The sequence below is a fragment of the Massilia rhizosphaerae genome (genome assembly GCF_016093545.1).
Lineage (GTDB): Bacteria > Pseudomonadota > Gammaproteobacteria > Burkholderiales > Burkholderiaceae_D > Telluria > Telluria rhizosphaerae.
Map to the genome: position 1 here is coordinate 159,037 of NZ_JADKYX010000009.1, position 18,617 is coordinate 177,653.

At 66.7% G+C, this 18,617-nt stretch carries 13 protein-coding genes; 5 read left to right on the forward strand and 8 right to left on the reverse strand.

Annotated elements, in window-relative coordinates; all coding sequences use genetic code 11:
- Positions 1 to 9 precede the first annotated feature (9 nt).
- The 3 genes from ISF28_RS15290 to ISF28_RS15300 all read left to right on the forward strand — a co-directional run bounded on the left by ISF28_RS15290 (position 10) and on the right by ISF28_RS15300 (position 2,826).
- A complete protein-coding gene (locus ISF28_RS15290; protein ID WP_198118024.1) occupies positions 10 to 408 on the forward strand; it encodes a dihydroneopterin aldolase in 399 nt (132 codons plus the stop codon).
- Positions 405 to 1,328 (forward strand): tRNA 2-thiocytidine(32) synthetase TtcA, encoded by a 924-nt coding sequence (ttcA, locus tag ISF28_RS15295; protein WP_198118025.1) that lies wholly within the window; start codon positions 405 to 407, stop codon positions 1,326 to 1,328. Before ISF28_RS15290 ends, ttcA begins: the two co-directional genes overlap by 4 nt.
- 190 nt (positions 1,329 to 1,518) lie before the next feature.
- Complete coding sequence (locus ISF28_RS15300; RefSeq protein ID WP_198118026.1) at positions 1,519 to 2,826, forward strand: sugar MFS transporter; 1,308 nt, start codon at positions 1,519 to 1,521, stop codon at positions 2,824 to 2,826.
- Positions 2,827 to 2,852: 26 nt separating this feature from the next.
- Here the strand turns inward: ISF28_RS15300 and ISF28_RS15305 are convergent, their stop codons facing one another.
- From ISF28_RS15305 to ISF28_RS15315, 3 genes are all read right to left on the reverse strand, one after another.
- On the reverse strand, positions 2,853 to 3,758 hold the full coding sequence (locus ISF28_RS15305; RefSeq protein ID WP_198118027.1) for a glycosyltransferase family protein: 906 nt from the start codon (positions 3,756 to 3,758) through the stop codon (positions 2,853 to 2,855).
- A gap of 201 nt (positions 3,759 to 3,959) precedes the next feature.
- The gene (locus ISF28_RS15310) at positions 3,960 to 5,513 is read right to left on the reverse strand and encodes a S41 family peptidase (RefSeq protein ID WP_198118028.1); all 1,554 of its coding nucleotides are present in this window, start codon (positions 5,511 to 5,513) and stop codon (positions 3,960 to 3,962) included.
- 109 nt (positions 5,514 to 5,622) lie between these two features.
- Positions 5,623 to 9,171, reverse strand: a complete 3,549-nt coding sequence (locus tag ISF28_RS15315; protein ID WP_198118029.1) for an indolepyruvate ferredoxin oxidoreductase family protein — start codon at positions 9,169 to 9,171, stop codon at positions 5,623 to 5,625.
- A gap of 253 nt (positions 9,172 to 9,424) precedes the next feature.
- Here ISF28_RS15315 and ISF28_RS15320 point away from each other — a divergent pair, with 253 nt between their 5' ends.
- Positions 9,425 to 9,925, forward strand: coding sequence for an Lrp/AsnC family transcriptional regulator (locus ISF28_RS15320; protein ID WP_198118030.1), 501 nt, complete (start codon positions 9,425 to 9,427; stop codon positions 9,923 to 9,925).
- 12 nt (positions 9,926 to 9,937) lie between these two features.
- Here the strand turns inward: ISF28_RS15320 and axe2C are convergent, their stop codons facing one another.
- From axe2C to ISF28_RS15345, 5 genes are all read right to left on the reverse strand, one after another.
- Entirely contained in the window at positions 9,938 to 10,993 is a 1,056-nt protein-coding gene (axe2C, locus tag ISF28_RS15325) for a bifunctional acetylxylan esterase/glucomannan deacetylase AxeC2 (protein WP_198118031.1), read from the reverse strand.
- The gene (locus ISF28_RS15330; RefSeq protein WP_198118032.1) at positions 10,993 to 12,210 is read right to left on the reverse strand and encodes a glycoside hydrolase family 27 protein; all 1,218 of its coding nucleotides are present in this window, start codon (positions 12,208 to 12,210) and stop codon (positions 10,993 to 10,995) included. Before ISF28_RS15330 ends, axe2C begins: the two co-directional genes overlap by 1 nt.
- Positions 12,210 to 13,547, reverse strand: coding sequence for a glycoside hydrolase 5 family protein (locus ISF28_RS15335; RefSeq protein WP_198118033.1), 1,338 nt, complete (start codon positions 13,545 to 13,547; stop codon positions 12,210 to 12,212). Before ISF28_RS15335 ends, ISF28_RS15330 begins: the two co-directional genes overlap by 1 nt.
- An 85-nt stretch (positions 13,548 to 13,632) precedes the next feature.
- Positions 13,633 to 15,870, reverse strand: coding sequence for a glycoside hydrolase family 3 C-terminal domain-containing protein (locus ISF28_RS15340; RefSeq protein WP_198118034.1), 2,238 nt, complete (start codon positions 15,868 to 15,870; stop codon positions 13,633 to 13,635).
- Between the two features lie 83 nt (positions 15,871 to 15,953).
- On the reverse strand, positions 15,954 to 17,228 hold the full coding sequence (locus ISF28_RS15345) for a sugar MFS transporter (RefSeq protein ID WP_198118035.1): 1,275 nt from the start codon (positions 17,226 to 17,228) through the stop codon (positions 15,954 to 15,956).
- Positions 17,229 to 17,549: 321 nt separating this feature from the next.
- On the opposite strand from ISF28_RS15345, the gene ISF28_RS15350 reads away from it, so the two are divergent.
- A complete protein-coding gene (locus ISF28_RS15350; RefSeq protein ID WP_370663440.1) occupies positions 17,550 to 18,593 on the forward strand; it encodes a LacI family DNA-binding transcriptional regulator in 1,044 nt (347 codons plus the stop codon).
- The last annotated feature ends 24 nt before the right edge of the window (positions 18,594 to 18,617 follow it).

Consider the following 18,617-nt stretch of genomic DNA (forward strand, 5'->3'; position numbering starts at 1 on the left):
AGGTTTCCTATGTTGTCCGCCCTGTTCTACCCGCAGCTGCGCGATTGCCGCAGGCTGTTCCTGCGCAATTACGAAGTCATGATCAACATCGGTGTGCATGAGTTCGAGAAAAAGGGCGAGCAACGCGTCCTGATCAATGTCGACCTGTATATTCCGCTCGCCCTGTCGACCCCGAAGGACGACCAGCTGGACGAAGTGGTCGACTATGACTTCATGCGCGAGACCATCGCCAAGCGCATGGCGCAAGGCCACGTCCACCTGCAGGAAACCCTGTGCGACGACGTCGTGAAGGCGATGCTGGCCCACCCGAACGTGCGCGCGGCCCGCGTGTCGACGATGAAGCCCGACGTGTATCCCGACTGCGAAGGCGTCGGCGTGGAAGTGTTCCAGATCAAGGATGAAGCATGAACGAAGTGACGATGGCGTGTCCTGAGCCGGACGCAGCCGATAAAAAGACGGAAAAGCAGGCGTACGAGAACAACAAGCTGCACAAGCGCCTGTGCCGCCTCGTCGGCCAGGCGATCGGCGATTTCAACATGATCGAGGACGGCGACAAGATCATGGTTTGCCTGTCCGGCGGCAAGGACAGCTATGCCCTGCTGGACATCCTCATGACCTTGCGCGAACGCGCGCCGATCCGGTTCGACATCGTCGCCGTCAACCTGGACCAGAAACAGCCGAACTTCCCGGCCGACGTGCTGCCCGCCTACCTGACGAAGCTCGATATCCCGTTCCATATCGAGAACCAGGACACCTACAGCATCGTCAAGCGCCTGATCCCGGAAGGCAAGACCACGTGCTCACTCTGTTCCAGGCTGCGGCGCGGCATCCTGTACCGCGTGGCGGACGAGCTCGGTTGCACGAAGATCGCCCTGGGCCACCACCGCGACGATATCCTGGAAACCTTCTTCCTGAACATGTTCTTCGGCGCGAAGATCAAGGGCATGCCGGCCAAGCTCGTGTCGGACGACGGCAAGCACGTCGTGATCCGCCCGTTGGCCTATGTGAAGGAAGCGGACACCGAGCGCTATGCGGAAGTGAAACAATTCCCGATCATCCCCTGCGACCTGTGCGGTTCGCAGGAAAACCTGCAGAGAAAACAGATCAAGGCCATGCTGCGCGAGTGGGAACGGAAATACCCGGGCCGCGTGGAAAACATCTTCTCGTCGCTGTCGACCGTCGTGCCGTCCCACCTGATGGACCGCGACATGTTCGGCTTCACGGACCTGAAGGCCGACGGCATCGCGAATCCGGCCGGCGACATCGCCTTCGACGAAGAGCCGTGCGGGACGCCGGCCTCGGGGACCATTCCGCTGCAGCCGCTCTGAGCCGCTCGGTGTTTTGACGTTGTCTATGTAATACAGTTTCGCCGAGGCCAACTCCTCGGCCCGCATGAGATCGATTTCACTCTGGTGACGGCCCGACAAACGCCACAATGGGCCGAAAAAGCGATGTAATATTCCTACCTCGCCTGCGGCGCCCTGGGCGTGCGCATCGTCCAACTCACCTGGATTCCTCATGCAAATCGGCCAACCCGCCGGTGCCGCCCAGCCGGGCGGCGCCTCTGCCAATGCCAACGCCCAAGCCGGGAACACCAACATCGCCAGCCTGCGCGTGTTCGTGTTCGCCCTGTTCTTCACCTTCGGCGGCATCACGAGCCTGAACGACGTCATCATCCCGAAACTGAAGGACTTGTTCACGCTGTCGTACGCCCAGGCGATGCTCGTGCAATCGGCGTTCTTTGCCGCCTACTTCATCGTGTCGCTGCCGGCCGCCGCCATCGTGCAGCGCATCGGCTACATGCGGACGGCCGTCGTGGGCCTGCTCACGATGACGGCCGGCTGCCTGCTGTTCATTCCCGCGTCGTCGTCCGGCATGTTCATCACCTTCCTGCTGGCGCTGTTCGTGCTGGCGGCCGGCATCACCATCGTGCAGGTCGTGGCGAATCCGCTGATCTCGATGCTGGGCGCCCCCGCCACGGCCTCCAGCCGCCTGACCTTCGCCCAGGCCTTCAATTCCCTCGGCACGACCGTCTTTCCCTACGTCGGCGCAATCCTGATCCTCGGCTCGCTGGCCCGCGTCGACCAGGCCACGCTGTCGGCCGACGCCCTTGCCGCCTACCGCGCCGCCGAGAGCCAGGTCGTGGTGCACACCTACCTCGGCCTGGCCGTCGCGCTGGCCGTCGTCGCGTTCCTCGTCTGGACGAACCGCAAGAAGCTCGTCGAACACCCCCATCCGGAAAGCACCATGTGGGGCGCCTTCGACCTGCTGAAACAACCGCGCTTCGCGTTCGGCACCCTGTGCATCTTCCTGTACGTCGGCGCGGAAGTGGCCGTCGGCTCGCTGATCGTCAACTACCTGATGCAGCACGACGTGCTGGGCCTGGGCGCGGAAGCCGCCGGCAAGCACGTGCCGCTGTATTGGGGCGGCGCCATGGTCGGCCGTTTCCTCGGCGCTTATGTCCTGCGCATCTGCTCGCCCGGCAAGGTGCTGGCCGGCGCCGGCGCCATCGCCGCCCTGCTGCTGCTCGCCGCCGCGACCACCCACGGTGCAACGTCGGGCTGGGCGCTGCTGGCCATCGGCCTCGTCAATTCGATCATGTTCCCCACCATCTTCACCCTGGCCTCGGAAGGCCTGGGCGAACGCGCGGCCGAAGGCTCGGGCCTGATCTGCGTGGCCATCGTCGGCGGCGCCATCGTACCGCTGATCACGGGCTACGCCGCCGACGCGGCCGGCCTGCGCCTCGCGTTGGGCGTGCCCGCGCTGTGCTACCTGCTGATCCTCGGCTTCGGCTGGTACGCGCGCCGGCCGCTCCGGCAAGACTGAGGCTCGCCAGGCCTCGCGAGCCGCGCTTACCCGGCCACGTCGGTCCCGGCCGGGCGCACGTCATCCGGCCGCTTGCGCACCGGTCCGAGCTGGCGCAGCGCGCGGCCATTGATGCGGTCGCGCTCCGCGTCGCGCAGCCAGCCCCATTTATTGAAATAGCGCCAGGCCGACACATACCGCCGCCAGCACGACGCCGCCCGCCGACGCCAGCCGCCCGCGCCGACGCGGGCGACATCGCGCGCGGGATGACGCACCACCGTCACGTGCGGCACGAAGACCGTGCGGGCGATGCGGGCGGTGCGGCGCGCCAGGTCCACCGTGTCGAAACGCAGCAGGAAGCGCTCGTCGAACATGCCGGCGCGCAGCACGGTCTCGACCCGCATCAGCAGACAGCACGCGGGCGGCACCGGCACTTCCATCACCCGGCTGTAGCCGCTCGCGTGCAACTGGTAGCGCGCCAGCCTGCCGCTGGACCGGTGCAGCAGCGGAAAGCAGCGTCCCAGCAGCATTTCCAGCGGTCCCGGCAGCAAGCTGCACAGCGGTTGCAGGCGCCCATCGATCCCCTGCACGCGCGGCGCCAGCAGGCCGACGTCGGGATGCTGCTCCAGGTAGGCGATCATCCGGGCCACCGCGTCGAGCGGCAAGCCGATGTCGGGCCCCAGCAGCAGGTGATGGGCGCTCCCGGCGTCGGCGGCCTCGCGCAGGACCCGGTTATGGGCAAGCGCGTGACCTGGACGCTCGGGCTGCGGGCGGTAGTGGGCGCCGTAGCGTCCGGCCAGCGCGGCCAGGCCCGGCTGCCGCGCATCGTCGACCAGGTACACCAGCAGGTGCGGGCACGCGGTGGACAAGCTGAGCAGCAGGTGCTCGATGCGTTCCAGCGCCGCCGTGCCGCAGACGATGCAGCAACTGGCCCGCACGGCCGAGGCGCACATGGTCAGCCTCCGCCGCGCGTGCGTGTTCGCCTTCGTTCACGGGAACGATGAAAAATCTTGTCCATGGCACGCTCCTTCAACCAAAACACATGGGTTGAGAGTGGCGCCGCGGGCGGCGGTTGCAACGGAATCGACGGCGATTGCGCAGGATCAGACCGCGTGCATGTGCCGCCGCCGATTCAACCGGCCTCGACTGCCCGCCTACCGGGTCTTGGGCGGATAGATCGCGATTTCCTTCAGCTGCGACCGCGCCAGGTGCATGGGCACGCCGCGCGCCCGCGCCGTCGCCGCTGCCGGGCAGGCGTTGGTGGCGCGGTAGGACAGCGCGGCGGCCAGCATGCCCTCGGCCGGGTCGCCCAGCGCGTGCGCCATGTCGTCGGGCACGGTGCAGGTCGGGGCGAAACCGTCCGGGTAATCGCCGAAGCCCTTCGCGTTCACGCCCTTGAACTGGATCGTGAAATACGTCGTGCCGCAGTTGGGCATCGGTACGAAGCCGTAGGGCTTGCCGCACGTCGTGCCGCCGATGAGGTCGACCTGGACGTCCACGCCGCGCAGGCCGTTGATCACGGCTTCGCTGGCCGAGCACGTGTCGGACGTCGTCAGCACCGTCACGTGTTTCAGGCCCAGATAGGGCAACGCCATGTTACGCGGCGCGGAAAAGCCGAAGGCCGTGTTGCGGAACGGGATCGGGGCGTCGGCCGCCGTCTTGTCGTTGTAGATCGCGCGCTCGAACGTCTTGCCGGCCGACATCGGTCCCGCGATCATGTAACCGAGTTCGCTGGCGACGTACAGCAGGCCGCCGCCGTTGTAGCGCATGTCGAGCACGAGGTCGGTCGCGCCCTGGTTCTTGAGGGTCGTGACGGCGTTGATCAACTGCAGCTCGGACACGCCGTTGTGGTCCTCGAAACTCAGATAACCCACCTTGCCGGCCGCCGTGTCGAACACCTTGACGTTCTTCACGGGCGTCGTGGTGACGACGGCCGACGTCAGCGCGACGTCGAACGTCTTGTCGCCGCGCCGGAGCGTGAGCGTATGGTGCTCGCCCGCCGTGTCCGGCGACAGGCCCGCGCCCAGCTTGGCGACCTGGTCCTCGTCGTCGGTGTTGATGAAGTCGATGCCGTCGACGGCCGTCAGCAGGTCGCCGCGCTGGATGCCGGCCGTGGCGGCGGGCGAACCCGGCTCGACGATCGCGGCGAGCCAGGTGCGCGGGGCCGCCGTGGAATTGACGGACCAGGTCACGCCGTAGCCCGTGTCCTGGCTCGCATTGGTGAGCGCATCCCATTCCGCCGTCGTGTAGGTGAAATGGAAACGGTCCTTGAGCTTGCCCGACGCGGTCAGCGCGGGCGTCTTGAGGGCCGCGAAATAGTCGAGCGCGTTCGTATAGTCCGTCATGTGGACGGTGGACGGGATTTCGCTGTACCAGAGATAGGTCGCGTCGCTCCAGCCGCGCAGGAATTTCATCTCGTCCTGCAGCGTGCCCTGGCGGTCCGGGAACGGCAAGCCCTCGGCATCGACGCCCGTGCGCGGTGCGGCGCACAGGTTCTGGTAGCTCATGTAGTCGGCCGGGATCGGGTCCGCGGTGTCGGCCGGCGTCGTGGGCGTCGTGCCGGGATCGCTGGCGACCGGAGCCGGGCCGCCGATGGACGGATTCCCGCCGCCGCCACCGCAGGCGGCCAGCGTGAACAGCGCGGCAACCGCGCAGGCGAGCAGGCGGGGAAACGCGGTCGAAACACCGGGGGCGGAATGCGAGGTCATGCGTCCGATTATAGAGGCCGCCTGCCTCGTCAAACACATCCAACTGTAACAGTTGGCAGGACGCGACAACGCCCCCTGCCGGTGCGATGCCGGCAGGGGGCGGCCTCGCTCACGCGGCGCGGGTGACGCCGCCCGCGTGGAAGGCGGACACGAGTTCCGCTTCCTTGCGCTTGGCCGCCTTCAGGTTGCGCTCCTTGACGTGGCCGAAGCCGCGGATGTCTTCCGGAACGCTCGCGATCGCGACCGCCTGCGCCAGGTTCTCGGCCGCCAGCTTGGGCAGCAGAGCCTCGACGGTGACGCGATAGTCGTCGATCAATGCGCGCTCCATCCGGCGCTCGGCCGTTCGGCCGAACGGGTCGAGCGCCGTGCCGCGCAGGCCTTTCAGCCTGGCCAGCACGCCGAAGGCCTTCATCATCCACGGACCGAATTCCTGTTTCACGAGGTGGCCGTCCTTGTCCTTCTTCGCGAACAGCGGCGGCGCCAGGTGGAATTTCAGTGTGACGTCGCCTTCGAACATGCCGTCGATCTTGGCCATGAACGCCGGATCCGTGTACAGGCGCGCCACTTCGTACTCGTCCTTGTAAGCCATCAGCTTGTGCAGGTAGCGCGCGACGGCCTCCGTCAGCCGCGTGCCCTTGCCCAGCTTGTCCTCCGCGGCGCGGACCCGGTCGACGAATGCCTTGTAGTGCGCCGCATAGCCGGCGTTTTGATAGGCGGTCAGCAGTTCGACGCGGCGCTTGACGAGGTCGTCGAGCGATTGCGCGCGCTTGAACTCGATCACCTTCGCGGGCGTCACGAGTTTTTGCACGGACGGCAAGTCGTGCGCGGCCGTGCGGCCCCAGTTGAACGCGGCCTTGTTGAAGCCGACCGAGACGCCGTTCAACTCGATCGCCTTCAGGATCGACGCTTCCTGCAGCGGCACGTGCCCCTTCTGGAACGCATAGCCCAGCATGAACATATTGGTCGCGATGGCGTCGCCCAGCAGCGCGGTGGCGATGTGGCCGGCGTCGATGAAGTCGACGTTGTTCTCGCCGCACGCCTGCACGATGGCGCCGCGCGAGCCTTCGGCCGGGAATTGCCAGTCCGGGTTCTTGATGAACGCGGCGGTGGTGGCGCCGGTCGCGTTGACGGCGGCCCACGTGCGGCCCTCGCCCATGCGCGACAGCGCGTCGCGGCTCGCGGTGACGATCTGGTCGCAGCCGATCACGAGATCCGCGTTGCCGGTGCCGACGCGGGTCGAGTACAGCGCGTCCTGGCGGTCGGCGAGGCGCACGTGCGACATCACGGGGCCGCCCTTTTGCGCGAGACCGCTCATGTCCAGCACGAGGGCGCCCTTGTTCTCGACGTGGGCGGCCATCGCGAGGATCTGGCCCACCGTCACGACGCCGGTGCCGCCGATGCCGGTGACGAGGATGCCGAACGGCGTCGCCGTCGACGGGATCGCCGGCATCGGCAGAGCAGGCGGCGCCGCCTCATTGGTCGCGGCCTTCCTGGGCTTTTTCAGGCCGCCGCCTTCCACGGTGACGAAGCTCGGGCAGAACCCGGTGACGCACGAAAAATCCTTGTTGCACGAGGACTGGTTGATCTGGCGCTTGCGGCCCAGCTCCGTCTCCAGCGGTTCGACGGACAGGCAGTTCGACTGCTTCGAGCAGTCGCCGCAGCCTTCGCACACGGCTTCGTTGATCACGGCGCGCTTGGCCGGATCCGGATACGCGCCTTTTTTCCGACGGCGGCGCTTTTCGGACGCGCAGGTCTGGTCGTAGATCATGGCCGAGACGCCCGGCATCTCGCGCAGTTCGCGCTGCACGTCCATCAGTTCCGACCGGTGGCGCACGGTGACGCCCTCGGCCCACGGATAATCGGCCGGATATTTTTCCGGCTCGTCCGTGACGACGACGATCGGCTTGACGCCTTCGGCCGCCAGCTGGCGGCTGATCCTGGCCGGATCGAGCGGACCGTCGACCACCTGGCCGCCCGTCATCGCGACGGCGTCGTTGTAGAGGATCTTGTACGTGATGTTGACCTTGGCCGCGACCGACGCGCGGATCGCCAGCACGCCCGAGTGGTAATACGTGCCGTCGCCGAGGTTCGCGAACACGTGTTTTTCGCCCGTGAACGGCGCCTGGCCGATCCACGTGACGCCCTCGCCTCCCATGTGCGTGAACGTGGACGTTTCGCGGTCCATCCACAGCACCATGTAGTGGCAGCCGATGCCGGCCATGGCGCGCGAGCCTTCCGGCACCTTGGTCGAGCTGTTGTGCGGGCAGCCGGAGCAGAAGTACGGGATGCGGTCCGTTTCCGGATTCGCCTTCGGGATGTTCTTGAGGACGAGTTCCTTCGCTTCCAGGAAGGCGATGCGTTCCTTCACGCGCTGCTCGACCGGGTGGCCGGCGCAGTAGTGCGAGATGCGCGACGCGATCGCGCGCGCGACCTGGGCCGGATTCAGCTCGTAGTTCGCCGACAGCAGCCAGTCGCCCTGGCCGGAACGGTTCTTGACGCTCCACTCGCCGGCGTCGTCGAACTTGCCGACGACGCGCGGCCGCTCGCTGTCCGGCAGGTTGTACAGCTCTTCCTTCAGCGCGTATTCCAGCACCTGCCGCTTTTCCTCGACGACGAGGATCTCGTCCAGGCCGCGGGCGAATTCGTTCACGCCGACGGAGTCCAGCGGCCACGTCATGCCGACCTTGTAGACCCTGAGGCCGATGTCGCGCGCCGCCTCCTCGTCGATGCCCAGGTCGGCCAGCGCCTGGCGGGTGTCGAGGTAGGATTTGCCGGCCGTGATGATGCCGATCTTGGGCGCCGGGCTGTCCCAGATGATCCGATTGAGCTTATTGGCGCGCGCATAGGCCAGCGCGGCATACCACTTGTAGTGGTTCATGCGCACTTCCTGGTCCAGCACGGCGTCCGGCCAGCGGATGTTCAAGCCGCCCGGCGGCATTTCGAAGTCCGCCGGCAGGATGGTTTGCACGCGGTCCGGGTCGAGGTCGACGACGGCGCCCGATTCGATGATGTCGGTCACGCATTTCATCGACACCCACAGGCCGCTGTAACGGCTCATCGCCCACGCGTGCAGGCCGTAGTCGATGTATTCCTGCACGGACGACGGGTACAGCACGGGGATGCCGCAGTGGTGCAGGATGTGGTCGGACTGGTGCGCCGTCGACGACGATTTCGCCGCGTGGTCGTCGCCCGCCAGCACGAGCACCCCGCCGTTCTTCGCCGAGCCCGCGTTGTTGCCGTGTTTAAAGACGTCGCCGCAACGGTCGACACCGGGGCCCTTGCCGTACCACATGGCGAACACGCCGTCGTACTTCGCATCCTTGAACAGATTGGTCTGCTGCGTGCCCCAGACGGCGGTCGCGGCCAGGTCTTCGTTCATGCCGGGGTGGAAGTGGACGTGGTGCGCTTCCAGGTGCTGTTTCGCCTTCCACGCCGTCTGGTCGACCTGGGTGACGGGTGAGCCGCGGTAGCCGGTGATGTAGCCGGCCGTGTTCAGGCCGGCCTTGAGGTCGCGTTCGCGCTGCAGCATCGGCAGGCGGATCAGCGCCTGGGTGCCCGTCATGAAGGCGCGGCCGCGCTCGAGCGTCCATTTGTCGTCGAGGGTGATGTCGTGCGGCGGTAGCGGTTCCAGCTGGCTGCGGTCCAGGGGGGCGTTCATGCGTGTCTCCAATTATTTGTTTTGCGCTTTCTTATTGTTTTGTGCAGCGAGCGCATCCGTAGGGTGGGCACCCCGTGCCCACCAAACGCATGCGGCACGTGGACATCACGGTGGGCTCGGGGAGCCCACCCTACGTAGAAGTATCGTTCGGGAAGTATAGACCTGTGCCACCAGCATTAAATTTCAATGAATTCCCCCCGTCGGACGATTTGCGCAATAAAATTGCGACTCGCGGGAGTCCTGAGGAGAATTCATGTCAAAAATCGAGCTGGATAAAACCGATCGCAAAATCCTGGCCATCCTCCAGTCGGATGGCCGCCTGTCCAACCAGGACGTGGCCGAGCGCGTCAGCCTGTCGCCGTCCCCCTGCTTGCGGCGCATCAAACGTCTGGAAGAGGCCGGTGTCATCCGGCAATACGTCGCCCTGCTCGATCCCGACAAATTGGGACTGGGCCTGCTGGCCTACGTAAATGTCCGCTTGGAAAAACACAGCGAAGGTGTGGCGAACGCGCGCGTGCCGGCCACGTCGCCCCGCTTCGATTTCGCGCAGGCCGTGTCGACCTGGCCGGAAGTCGTGGCCTGCTATGCGATGACGGGGGAGATGGATTTCCTGCTGCGCGTGCACGTGGAAGACATGGACCACTTCTCGCGCTTCATGATGGGCACCCTGCTGCGCCACCCGGCCGTGCTGGACGTCAAATCGAGCTTCGCCCTCCAGCGCATCAAGGAAACGACGGCGCTTCCCATCGTTTGACGGGCGTTTGCCCTACCAGGCCGCGATCCGGCGCAGTTGCGGCAGGATCTCCGCCGCCATGGCCGCATGCTGGGCCGTCGTCGGATGCCCGTTGACGGCATCCCCCGGCTGGTGCGCCGCCGGCGCGAGCAGGTGCACGCGGTCGTCGGCCACGCGGGCCCGCACTTCCTTCAGATAGCCGATCAGCGCCGCCTTCTTGTCGCCGTCCAGCAGCGCGCCTTCCGTCAGCGCGATCCGTGCGTGCGGATGGTCGCGCAGCACGCGGCGCAGGAACGCCGTGTACGCGTCCACGTACGACTTACGGTCCGGAATGCCGGGATTGAAATCGTTGGTGCCGATCGCGACGACGACCAGGTCGGGATCGTAATCCGCTTGCCGCCACGCGACCGGATGCGCGGCGTCGGCGATGGCGAGATCGTAGAACGCGGGCAGCTGCAACTCGTCGGTGCGGCCGTTCCAGCTGCGCACGAGACCCCGGCCGCCGTAGCAGACCAGCTGCACCTGTGCATCGAGCGCGCGCGCGCGCGCGGCCAGCATGCCGTACGACAGGCGCGGGTTCCACCAGTCCGGGGTGTCCTTGTCGCCGGCGCCCCGTTCCATGTCGGCCCCGCACGTGACGGAGTCGCCCAGCACGAGCATGCGGCGCCGCGGCAGCGCGGGCGCGGCGAGGAACCGGCCGTCGGCCGTGAAACGCGCGATGGACACCACCCCGAGCCACGTCTCGCTGCGGTGCACGAGTTCCACGCGATGCACACCGGGCGCCGCATGCGTGAACACGTCGTAGCGTTGCATGTGCGGCGACAGGCGCAGCGTGGCGGCCGGCTTGCCGTCCACGATCACGTCGACGAGACTGTTGGCGCTGCCCGCCGCATCGACGGCGAGGCGGGTGCCGTCGACGGCGAGCACAAAGGTCACGCCGGGATAGCCGAAGCGCACGGTGCCGCCGGCATCCGCCGCCGTGCGGCCCATGCGCGCGACGTGGACGTCGGCGGCGGCGATCGTCTGGTCCGCCGCCGCCGGCGCCGCCGCGCACCAGGCCAGCAACGCGGCGACGAGCGGCCGGCGCATCAGGCGCCTTTCTTCTTCAGGCGCAGCAGCAGGACGCCGTGCGAGGGCACGGTCGCGTCGAGGCGGCGGCTCGTGTCGCCCGTCTTGCCGGTCCACGCGTCGGTCCAGCGCCAGGTGGCCTTGCCGAAGTCGAGTTGGTGCTTGAAGACCTCGTCGTCGATCACGTTCTGCTTCCAGTCGTAGTGCAGCGGCAGCGCGGATTCGCCGCGGTTCAGCACCATGAACGCCCACTCGTCGTTGGCCAGCGGCTTGGCCCACAGTTCGACGGCACCCTGCTTCCAGAAGCGCAGCGCCGGCACGCCCAGCGGGTCCTGGTTGATGGCGATGACCTCGCGCCGGCCGATGATCTTCTCGACCGAGTCCGGCATCGAACGCAGGTCGTTGCCGAGGATGAGCGGGGAGTTCATCATCGCCCAGATCGAGAAGTGGGCGCGGTCCTCGTCTTCCGTCATGCCCATGCCGACTTCCAGCATGTCCATGTCGTTCCAGTGTCCCGGCCCCGCGTATTTGCGCAGGCCCGCCTGCATGTCGAGGATGCGCATCACGCCCCACCTGGACCAGGTATCGGCGCTCTTTTCGCAATCCCAGCACGGATAGATGTCGCCCGTCGTGCGCCACGAGTGGCCGACGTTGGCGCCCCACTCCCACGGCTTGTTGCTGCCCCACTCGCACATGCTGAACAGGACGGGGCGGTTCGCGGCGCGGATCGCGTCGCGCATCGTCGTGTAGGCGCCGACGGCACTCAGGCCGTCGCTTTCGCACCAGTCGTACTTCAGGTAGTCGACGCCCCAGGCGGCGTAAGTTTTCGCATCCTGATATTCGTGGCCGCGGCTGCCGGGACGGCCGCCGCAGGTGTGGTTGCCGACGTCGGAATAAATGCCCAGCTTGAGGCCGCGCGCGTGCACGTAATCGGCCAGCGCCTTCATCCCGGACGGGAAGCGCTGCGGGTCGGGGCGGATGTCGCCGTGTTCGTCGCGCGTACCTTGCCAGCAATCGTCGATGTTGATGTACTGGTAGCCGGCATCCTTCAGGCCCAGCTTGACCATCGCGTCGGCCGTTTCGCGGATCAGCTTTTCGTCGATGTTGCAGGCGAATTTGTTCCAGCTGTTCCAGCCCATCTGCGGCGTGGCCGCGAGGCCGTCGAATTTCTGCGCCCACGCGGCGGCGGGAGACACCGCGATGGCTGCGGCCAGGATCAGGTTCGCGCTACGTTTCATTATTTCTTGGCTCCTATCGTCTTCAGTCGTTTATCGTGGTCGGCGATCAACTTGAGTGTGCTCGCATCGCTGTCGAACACCGAATACAAGCCCTGCTCTTCCTGCGGCGGATCGCCGACGAAATCGTTCCCCGGCTTCCACCAGTAATCCGCATTGGCCGCGCGGCCCGCGCCGCCCCAGGCCCAGAAATTCCAGCCGGCGACCGGGTCGCCCGCGGCCGCGCGCTTCTCCAGCGTCGTGAAGACCGCGTCATAAAACCGGTCGCGCACCTTGGTCGACGCCTTGATGTCGAACGCGCCGCCGTCGCGGTTCAGGCCGAACTCCTCCAGCACGATCGGCTTGCCCAGCTGCTTGGCGTAGTCGACGTGCACGTTCAGGTAGTGGCTGGCCTTCTCCATCATGCCGTCCCACGTGGCGTCCGGCTTCTTCGGGTCGAACCAGCCCCAGTTCGCGGGCCACAGGTGGAACGTGAGGTAGGCGATGTCCGGCGTGCGGTGCGCGTCGAGGTAAAGCTGGGCGTCCTGCGCGGAGCCGGCGAGGCCCTCGCTGCCCGTGCTGACCATGTGGTTGCCGTCGAGCGAGCGGATGTAGTGGGCGGTGTCCGCGACCCACTTCACGTACGTCGCCTTTTCCTGCGGCGTCGCCTTGCTGTTGCCCGGCCGCGGTTCGTTCGCCAGCTGCCACGACAGGATGGTCGGGTCGTCGCGGTACGGCTTCTTCGTCACGGTGTTCGTGCGCTGGACGATCCTGGCGATCACGTTGCGGTATTCGTCCTGGGCGCGCGCGTTCGTGTAGAACGTCGCGTTCTCCGCCATGAAGCGCTCATAGTCCTTGCTCACGTTCGGGTCGTGCGCGGGCGAGCCCGTGAACCAGTTCAGGTACTGCGTCATCCCGCCGGACCACTGCCAGAAATTATTCAGGTAGAGCACGGCCGTCATGTCGCGCTTCGCCAGTTCGGCCATCAGGAAGTCCAGGCCCTGCAGCAGATGTTCGTCGTAGTGGCCGGGCGCGCTCGTCGTGGCGGGGCTGACGGCGCTCTTCATCGCGGTCTTTTCCGACACCGCCAGCACCCGCACGTTGTTGATGCCGAGGGCCTTGAGGCGGTCGAGCTCCTTCACGAGCCGGGCACGCTGCCCGACGCCAGTCGGCGCGCCGAGATAGCCGCCGTACCAGAAGTTGGCGCCGGCGATCATGTAGCGCTGGCCGTTGCGTTCGAAATGGCTGTCCTTGACGGCCACGAAGCCGCTCTTCCTGGCGCCGGCCGCGTGGGCCAATCCGATGGTGCCGGCGGCCAGCAGGGCCGCGGCCACGGCGATTTTGCCGAACTTGCGTTGCATGTAGTCTCCTCGCGCCTCTCGGGAAGCGTCGTTATGGTCGGTCATGCGCCGCCCGCCGGCACGGCGGGCGGCGGGAAGGTAACACTCAGCGCTGCGGGCGGCCGCGCACGTCCAGCACGGACGCCGGCAGGTCGACCGTCACGCTGGTCGCGTTCGTGCCCGCGGCGTCTTCGGCCAGCACCAGCTTGTACTTGCCCTTGGCGATGCGCCAGGTCTTGGACTTCTCGTCGAACATGCCGAGGATGCGCGGCTCGACGACGACGTCGATTTCTTTCGACTCGCCCGGCTGCAGCGCGACCTTGTCCCAGGCGGCGAGGCGCTTCGGCGCTTCCCACTTGGCGGCGAGCGGCGCCACGTACACCTGCGGCACGTCCTTGCCCGCGACATTGCCCGTGTTGGTGACCTTGAAGCGCACGTGCACGCGGCCGCCCTTCACCTGGCTCGCCAGGCCGGAGTACGAGAACGTCGTGTACGACAGGCCGTGACCGAACGGGAACAGCGGCTTGATGCCCTTGACGTCGAACCACTTGTAGCCGACGGCCGCGCCTTCCTTGTAGTCGACGGTGAAGCGCAGGTCCGGCTGTTTCGGATCGCCGTCCAGTTTCGGGCGCGGCAGCTGCTGCTCGGAGACCGGGAACGTGGCCGGCAAGTGGCCCGACGGATTCACGGCGCCGAACAGCACGCGCGCGATGGCTTCGCCGCCGCTGGTGCCCGGATACCAGGCTTCCAGCACGGCCGGCGTCTTCGCGACCCACGGCATGGCGACCGGGCCGCCCGTTTCCAGCACGACGACGGTGCGGGCATTGGCGCCGGCCACGCTGTCGATCAGCTTGTCCTGGTTATCCGGCAGCGACAGCGACGTCGCATCGTTCGCCTCGCCGATCCACTGCGTCGCGAACACGAGCGCGACGTCCGCCTGCGCGGCCACGCGCGCGGCGCGCGCGGGGTCAAGGCCGTCGTCGTACACGACCTTCGCGTTCGGCGCCAGCGCCTGGATCGAACGCAGCGGCGACGACGGGTGGTACACGACCGGGCCCGGCCAGGACTTCGGCTCGAGGCCCTTCACGGCCATGCCGCCGACCGGATACACCTGCGACGAACCGCCGCCCGACAGCACGCCCACGTCGGCATGGCCGCCGATGATGGCGATCGTCTTGACGTCCTTGGCCAGCGGCAGCACGCGGTTGTCGTTCTTCAGCAGGACGATGCCCTCTTCCTCGGTCGTACGGCTGACGGCGCCGTTCTTCGCGAAGTCGATGTGACCGCCCTGCGTCACCGGATTGTCGACGACGCCCTTGGCGAACATGGCGCGCACGATGCGCGTGGCCATGTCGGTAAGGCGCGCTTCCGACACGTGGCCGTTCTCGACGGCTTCCGCCAGCGCGGCGCCGAAGTACGGCGACTTGTCGAATTCCTGGCCCGACTCGCGGTCCAGGCCGTGGTTCGCGGCTTCCACGGTGCTGTGGGTCGCGCCCCAGTCGGACATCACGTAACCCTTGAAGCCCCAGTCCTTCTTGAGGACTTCGTTCAGCAGGTAGTCGTTCTCGCAGGCGTAGGTGCCGTACACGCGGTTGTACGAGCACATGACGGAGCCGGCGTCGGACTGCTCCAGCGCGAGCTGCATCGCGAGCAGGTCGGACATGCGCGACGCGGCCTTGTCGATGTGGACGTCCAGTTCGTTACGGCCCGTTTCCTGGTCGTTCAGCGCGTAGTGCTTGACGGTCGAGATCACGTGGTTCGACTCGATGCCCTTGACGGCATGGCCCACGATCGTGCCGGCCAGCAGCGGATCCTCGCCCGCATATTCGAAGTTGCGGCCGTTGCGCGGGTCGCGCATCAGGTTCACGCCGCCCGCCAGCATCACGTTGAAGCCGGAGGCGCGCGCCTCGGAACCGATCATCGCGCCGCCGGCGTAGGCGAGTTGCGGATCCCACGACGACGCCGTGGCGAGGCCCGACGGCAACTGCGTGCGCTCGCGCGGGGTCGGCGTGGCCTGGGTGGCGACGCCGAGGCCGGCGTCCGTTTCCCACAGGTCCGGCAGGCCGAGGCGCGGGTTACCCGGCACGTAGCCGGCGGAGAAGGGGATCGCGGCTTTCGGCGGCGTCGTGCCCTTGGGGGCGAACGCGGTGCCGAAATAGCCGAACACCCAGCGCAGTTTTTCCGCGCGGGTCATGGCTTTCACGGCGAGTTCGGCGCGCTGGTCGGCGCTCAGCGAACGGTTCATCCACGGCTGCTGGGCCGGGGCCGCGGCGTCTGCGGCGGATGCGAACAAGGGGAAGGCGGCGGCCAATGCCGCAACGAGGGTGAGGTGACGGAAACGCATGGACGGAGCTCTCTAGGGGGTCAATCGTTATAGTGTGCGATGCAACGCCGCCGCGTGGCAAGCACGCGGCGGCACGGGTCGGGTCAGACGGCCTTGACGTCCACGTACATGCGGGCGTATTTCGCGCCGAAGTACAGGATGTAGGCGTAGCAGACGGCCGGGATCAGGAACGACGGCTGCAGGCCGATGGCGTCCGCGGCCTGGGCCTGGATCACCGGCACGACGGCGCCGCCGGCGATGGCCATCACCAGCAGGCCGGAGCCCTGGCTGGTCTGCGGGCCCAGTTCATGCACCGACATGCTGAAGATGGTCGGGAACATGATCGAGTTGAACAGGCCGACGGCCAGCACGGCCCACATCGCGAAGTGACCATGGCCGAACGTGGTCGCGGCCAGCAGCGCGATGCACACCGCGGCGTTGAACGCGAGGACCTTGCCCGGGCTGACGGTGCGCATCACGGCCGAACCGATGAAGCGGCCGACCATCGCGCCGCCCCAATAGTAGGCGACGTAGTTGGCACCGACTTCGGGCGTGAAGCCGGCGATGGACGCATCGCCCATGTAGTTGATCAGGAAGCTGCCGATGCTGACCTCGGCGCCGACGTACACGAAGATCGCCAGCACACCCAGCATCAGGCGCTTGCGCTTCAGGATCGAACCGCCGCTCACCGAGCCGGTGTCCTCGTCGCGGATGATCGGCAGGCGGATCACGGCGAACAGGATGGCCAGGATCGCCAGCGTGGCGGCCAGGCCCAGGTACGGACCCTGCACGGCCTGCGCCTGCGCCAGTTTCTCGGCGGCGGTCATGTGGTTCGGATCGGCGACCGTCGAGATGTGCGACAGGATCAGGTAGCCGCCGATCGGGGGTCCAACGAAGGTGCCGAACGAGTTCAGCGCCTGGGTCAGGTTCAGGCGGCTCGACGCGGTGGCCGGCGCACCCAGTACGGTGACGTAGGGGTTGGCGGCCACCTGCAGGATGGTGATGCCGCCGGCCAGCACGAACAGCGCGAACAGGAACAGCGCGTAGACGCTGGTCGCGGCCGGGTAGAACAGCGCGGCGCCGACGGCGCACACGGCCAGGCCGACCACGGCGCCGGCCTTGTAGCCGATGCGGCGGATCAGCGCGCCGGCCGGGACCGACAGCAGGAAGTAGCCGCTGAAGAAGGCCAGGTTCACCATCATCGCCTGTACGTACGTCAGGTTGTAGACCGATTTCAGGTGCGGGATCAGGATGTCGTTCAGCGACGTCAGGAGGCCCCACATGAAGAACAGGGCGGTGACGACGGTGAGGGGAAAGGTGTAGTTCGTGGGCTGGGCCCGGTCGGCAGGCTCGATTGCGGCCGGTGATGCACGTTCCATGCAGGTCTCCTTGAGATGTTACCGCTAACTTATAAAACAGTAACTTTTTTGTAAAAAACATTCTGCATAAGCAGACTGGAAGGGTCAAACGCGACGAGCGATTCCGGGACGAGTTTAGTCGGTCGTCACTAAACACGCCCCTCCCTCTTATGAAATCGGTTTCTTAAATTGAGAATATACCGGTCAAACCGCTGTTTAGTAAAGCCGACTAAACTTGACTTGAAGTGCAAGTTCGCGTTTGACCAAGGCGATTTCGATATGCAAGACTCCAATCAGACAAGCGACGCCACTGGCGCTCGCGGCAACGATATCGGAGACAGTGTGAACCCCGACACCTCACTCACCCCAGCGGGCGGCAGCCCCGCGCCGGTCACGATCCGCGACCTGGCCAAGTATGCCGGCGTCTCGGCCGGGACGATCTCGCGCGCCCTGAAAAACGAGCCGGGGCTCACGGAAAGCACGCGCCAGATGGTGTTGTCGGCAGCCCACGAATTGGGGTACGACTTCTGCAAACTGCGCCGCAAGCGCATCCGCCGCCTCACGTTCCTGTTGCACCGCCAGCACAACACGGCCGCGAGCAGCCCGTTCTATTCGCCCGTGCTGCACGGCGCCGAGGAAGCCTGCCGCAAGCAGGGCATCGTACTGTCGTTCATGGCGGTCGGCCCGGCCGACGGCGTCACGGAGCAGTTGCGCATGCACGCGCCGGACGCCATCGTGTGCGCCGGCTTCTTCGAACCCGAGCTGCTGAACGCCCTGCGCGCCAGCGGCAAGCCCCTCGTCCTCATCGACATGAAGCTGCGCGGCTACAGCTCCGTCAATCCGGACAACCACATGGGGGGTTATCTCGCCACCCGGCACCTGATCTCGCTGGGCCGCGAGCGCATCGGCATGATCTCCGGTTCGCTCGGCCACTACAGCATCCGCGAGCGCAACCGCGGCTACCGCCAGGCGCTGTTCGAGGCTGGCATGCTGGCCGATCCGCGCCTGGAGACGTGCCTGCCGGACGGCATCGACCTCGAGACGGGCGCCTACGAGGCGATGCAGGCCCTGCTCGACCAGCCGCACCCGCCCGACGCCGTGTTCTGCTACAACGACGCCGCCGCCCTCGTCGCGATGCGCGCCTGCCTCGCGGCCGGGAAGACGGTGCCGCACGATATCTCGATCGTCGGCTTCGACGACATCCCGGGCGCCGTGCTGGGCCACCGGCCGCTGACGACGCTGCGCATCAACAAGAAGGAGCTGGGCGCGCTGGGCGTCGAGCTGCTGCTGCGCGGCCCGCAGGACCCGCCGCTGGAACAGGTGGCGCCCGTCGAACTGATCGTGCGCGCCAGCACCGTGTGCGAGGACTACCGCATGCGCAAATAACGCTCCAGCGTCATCCACCGATTC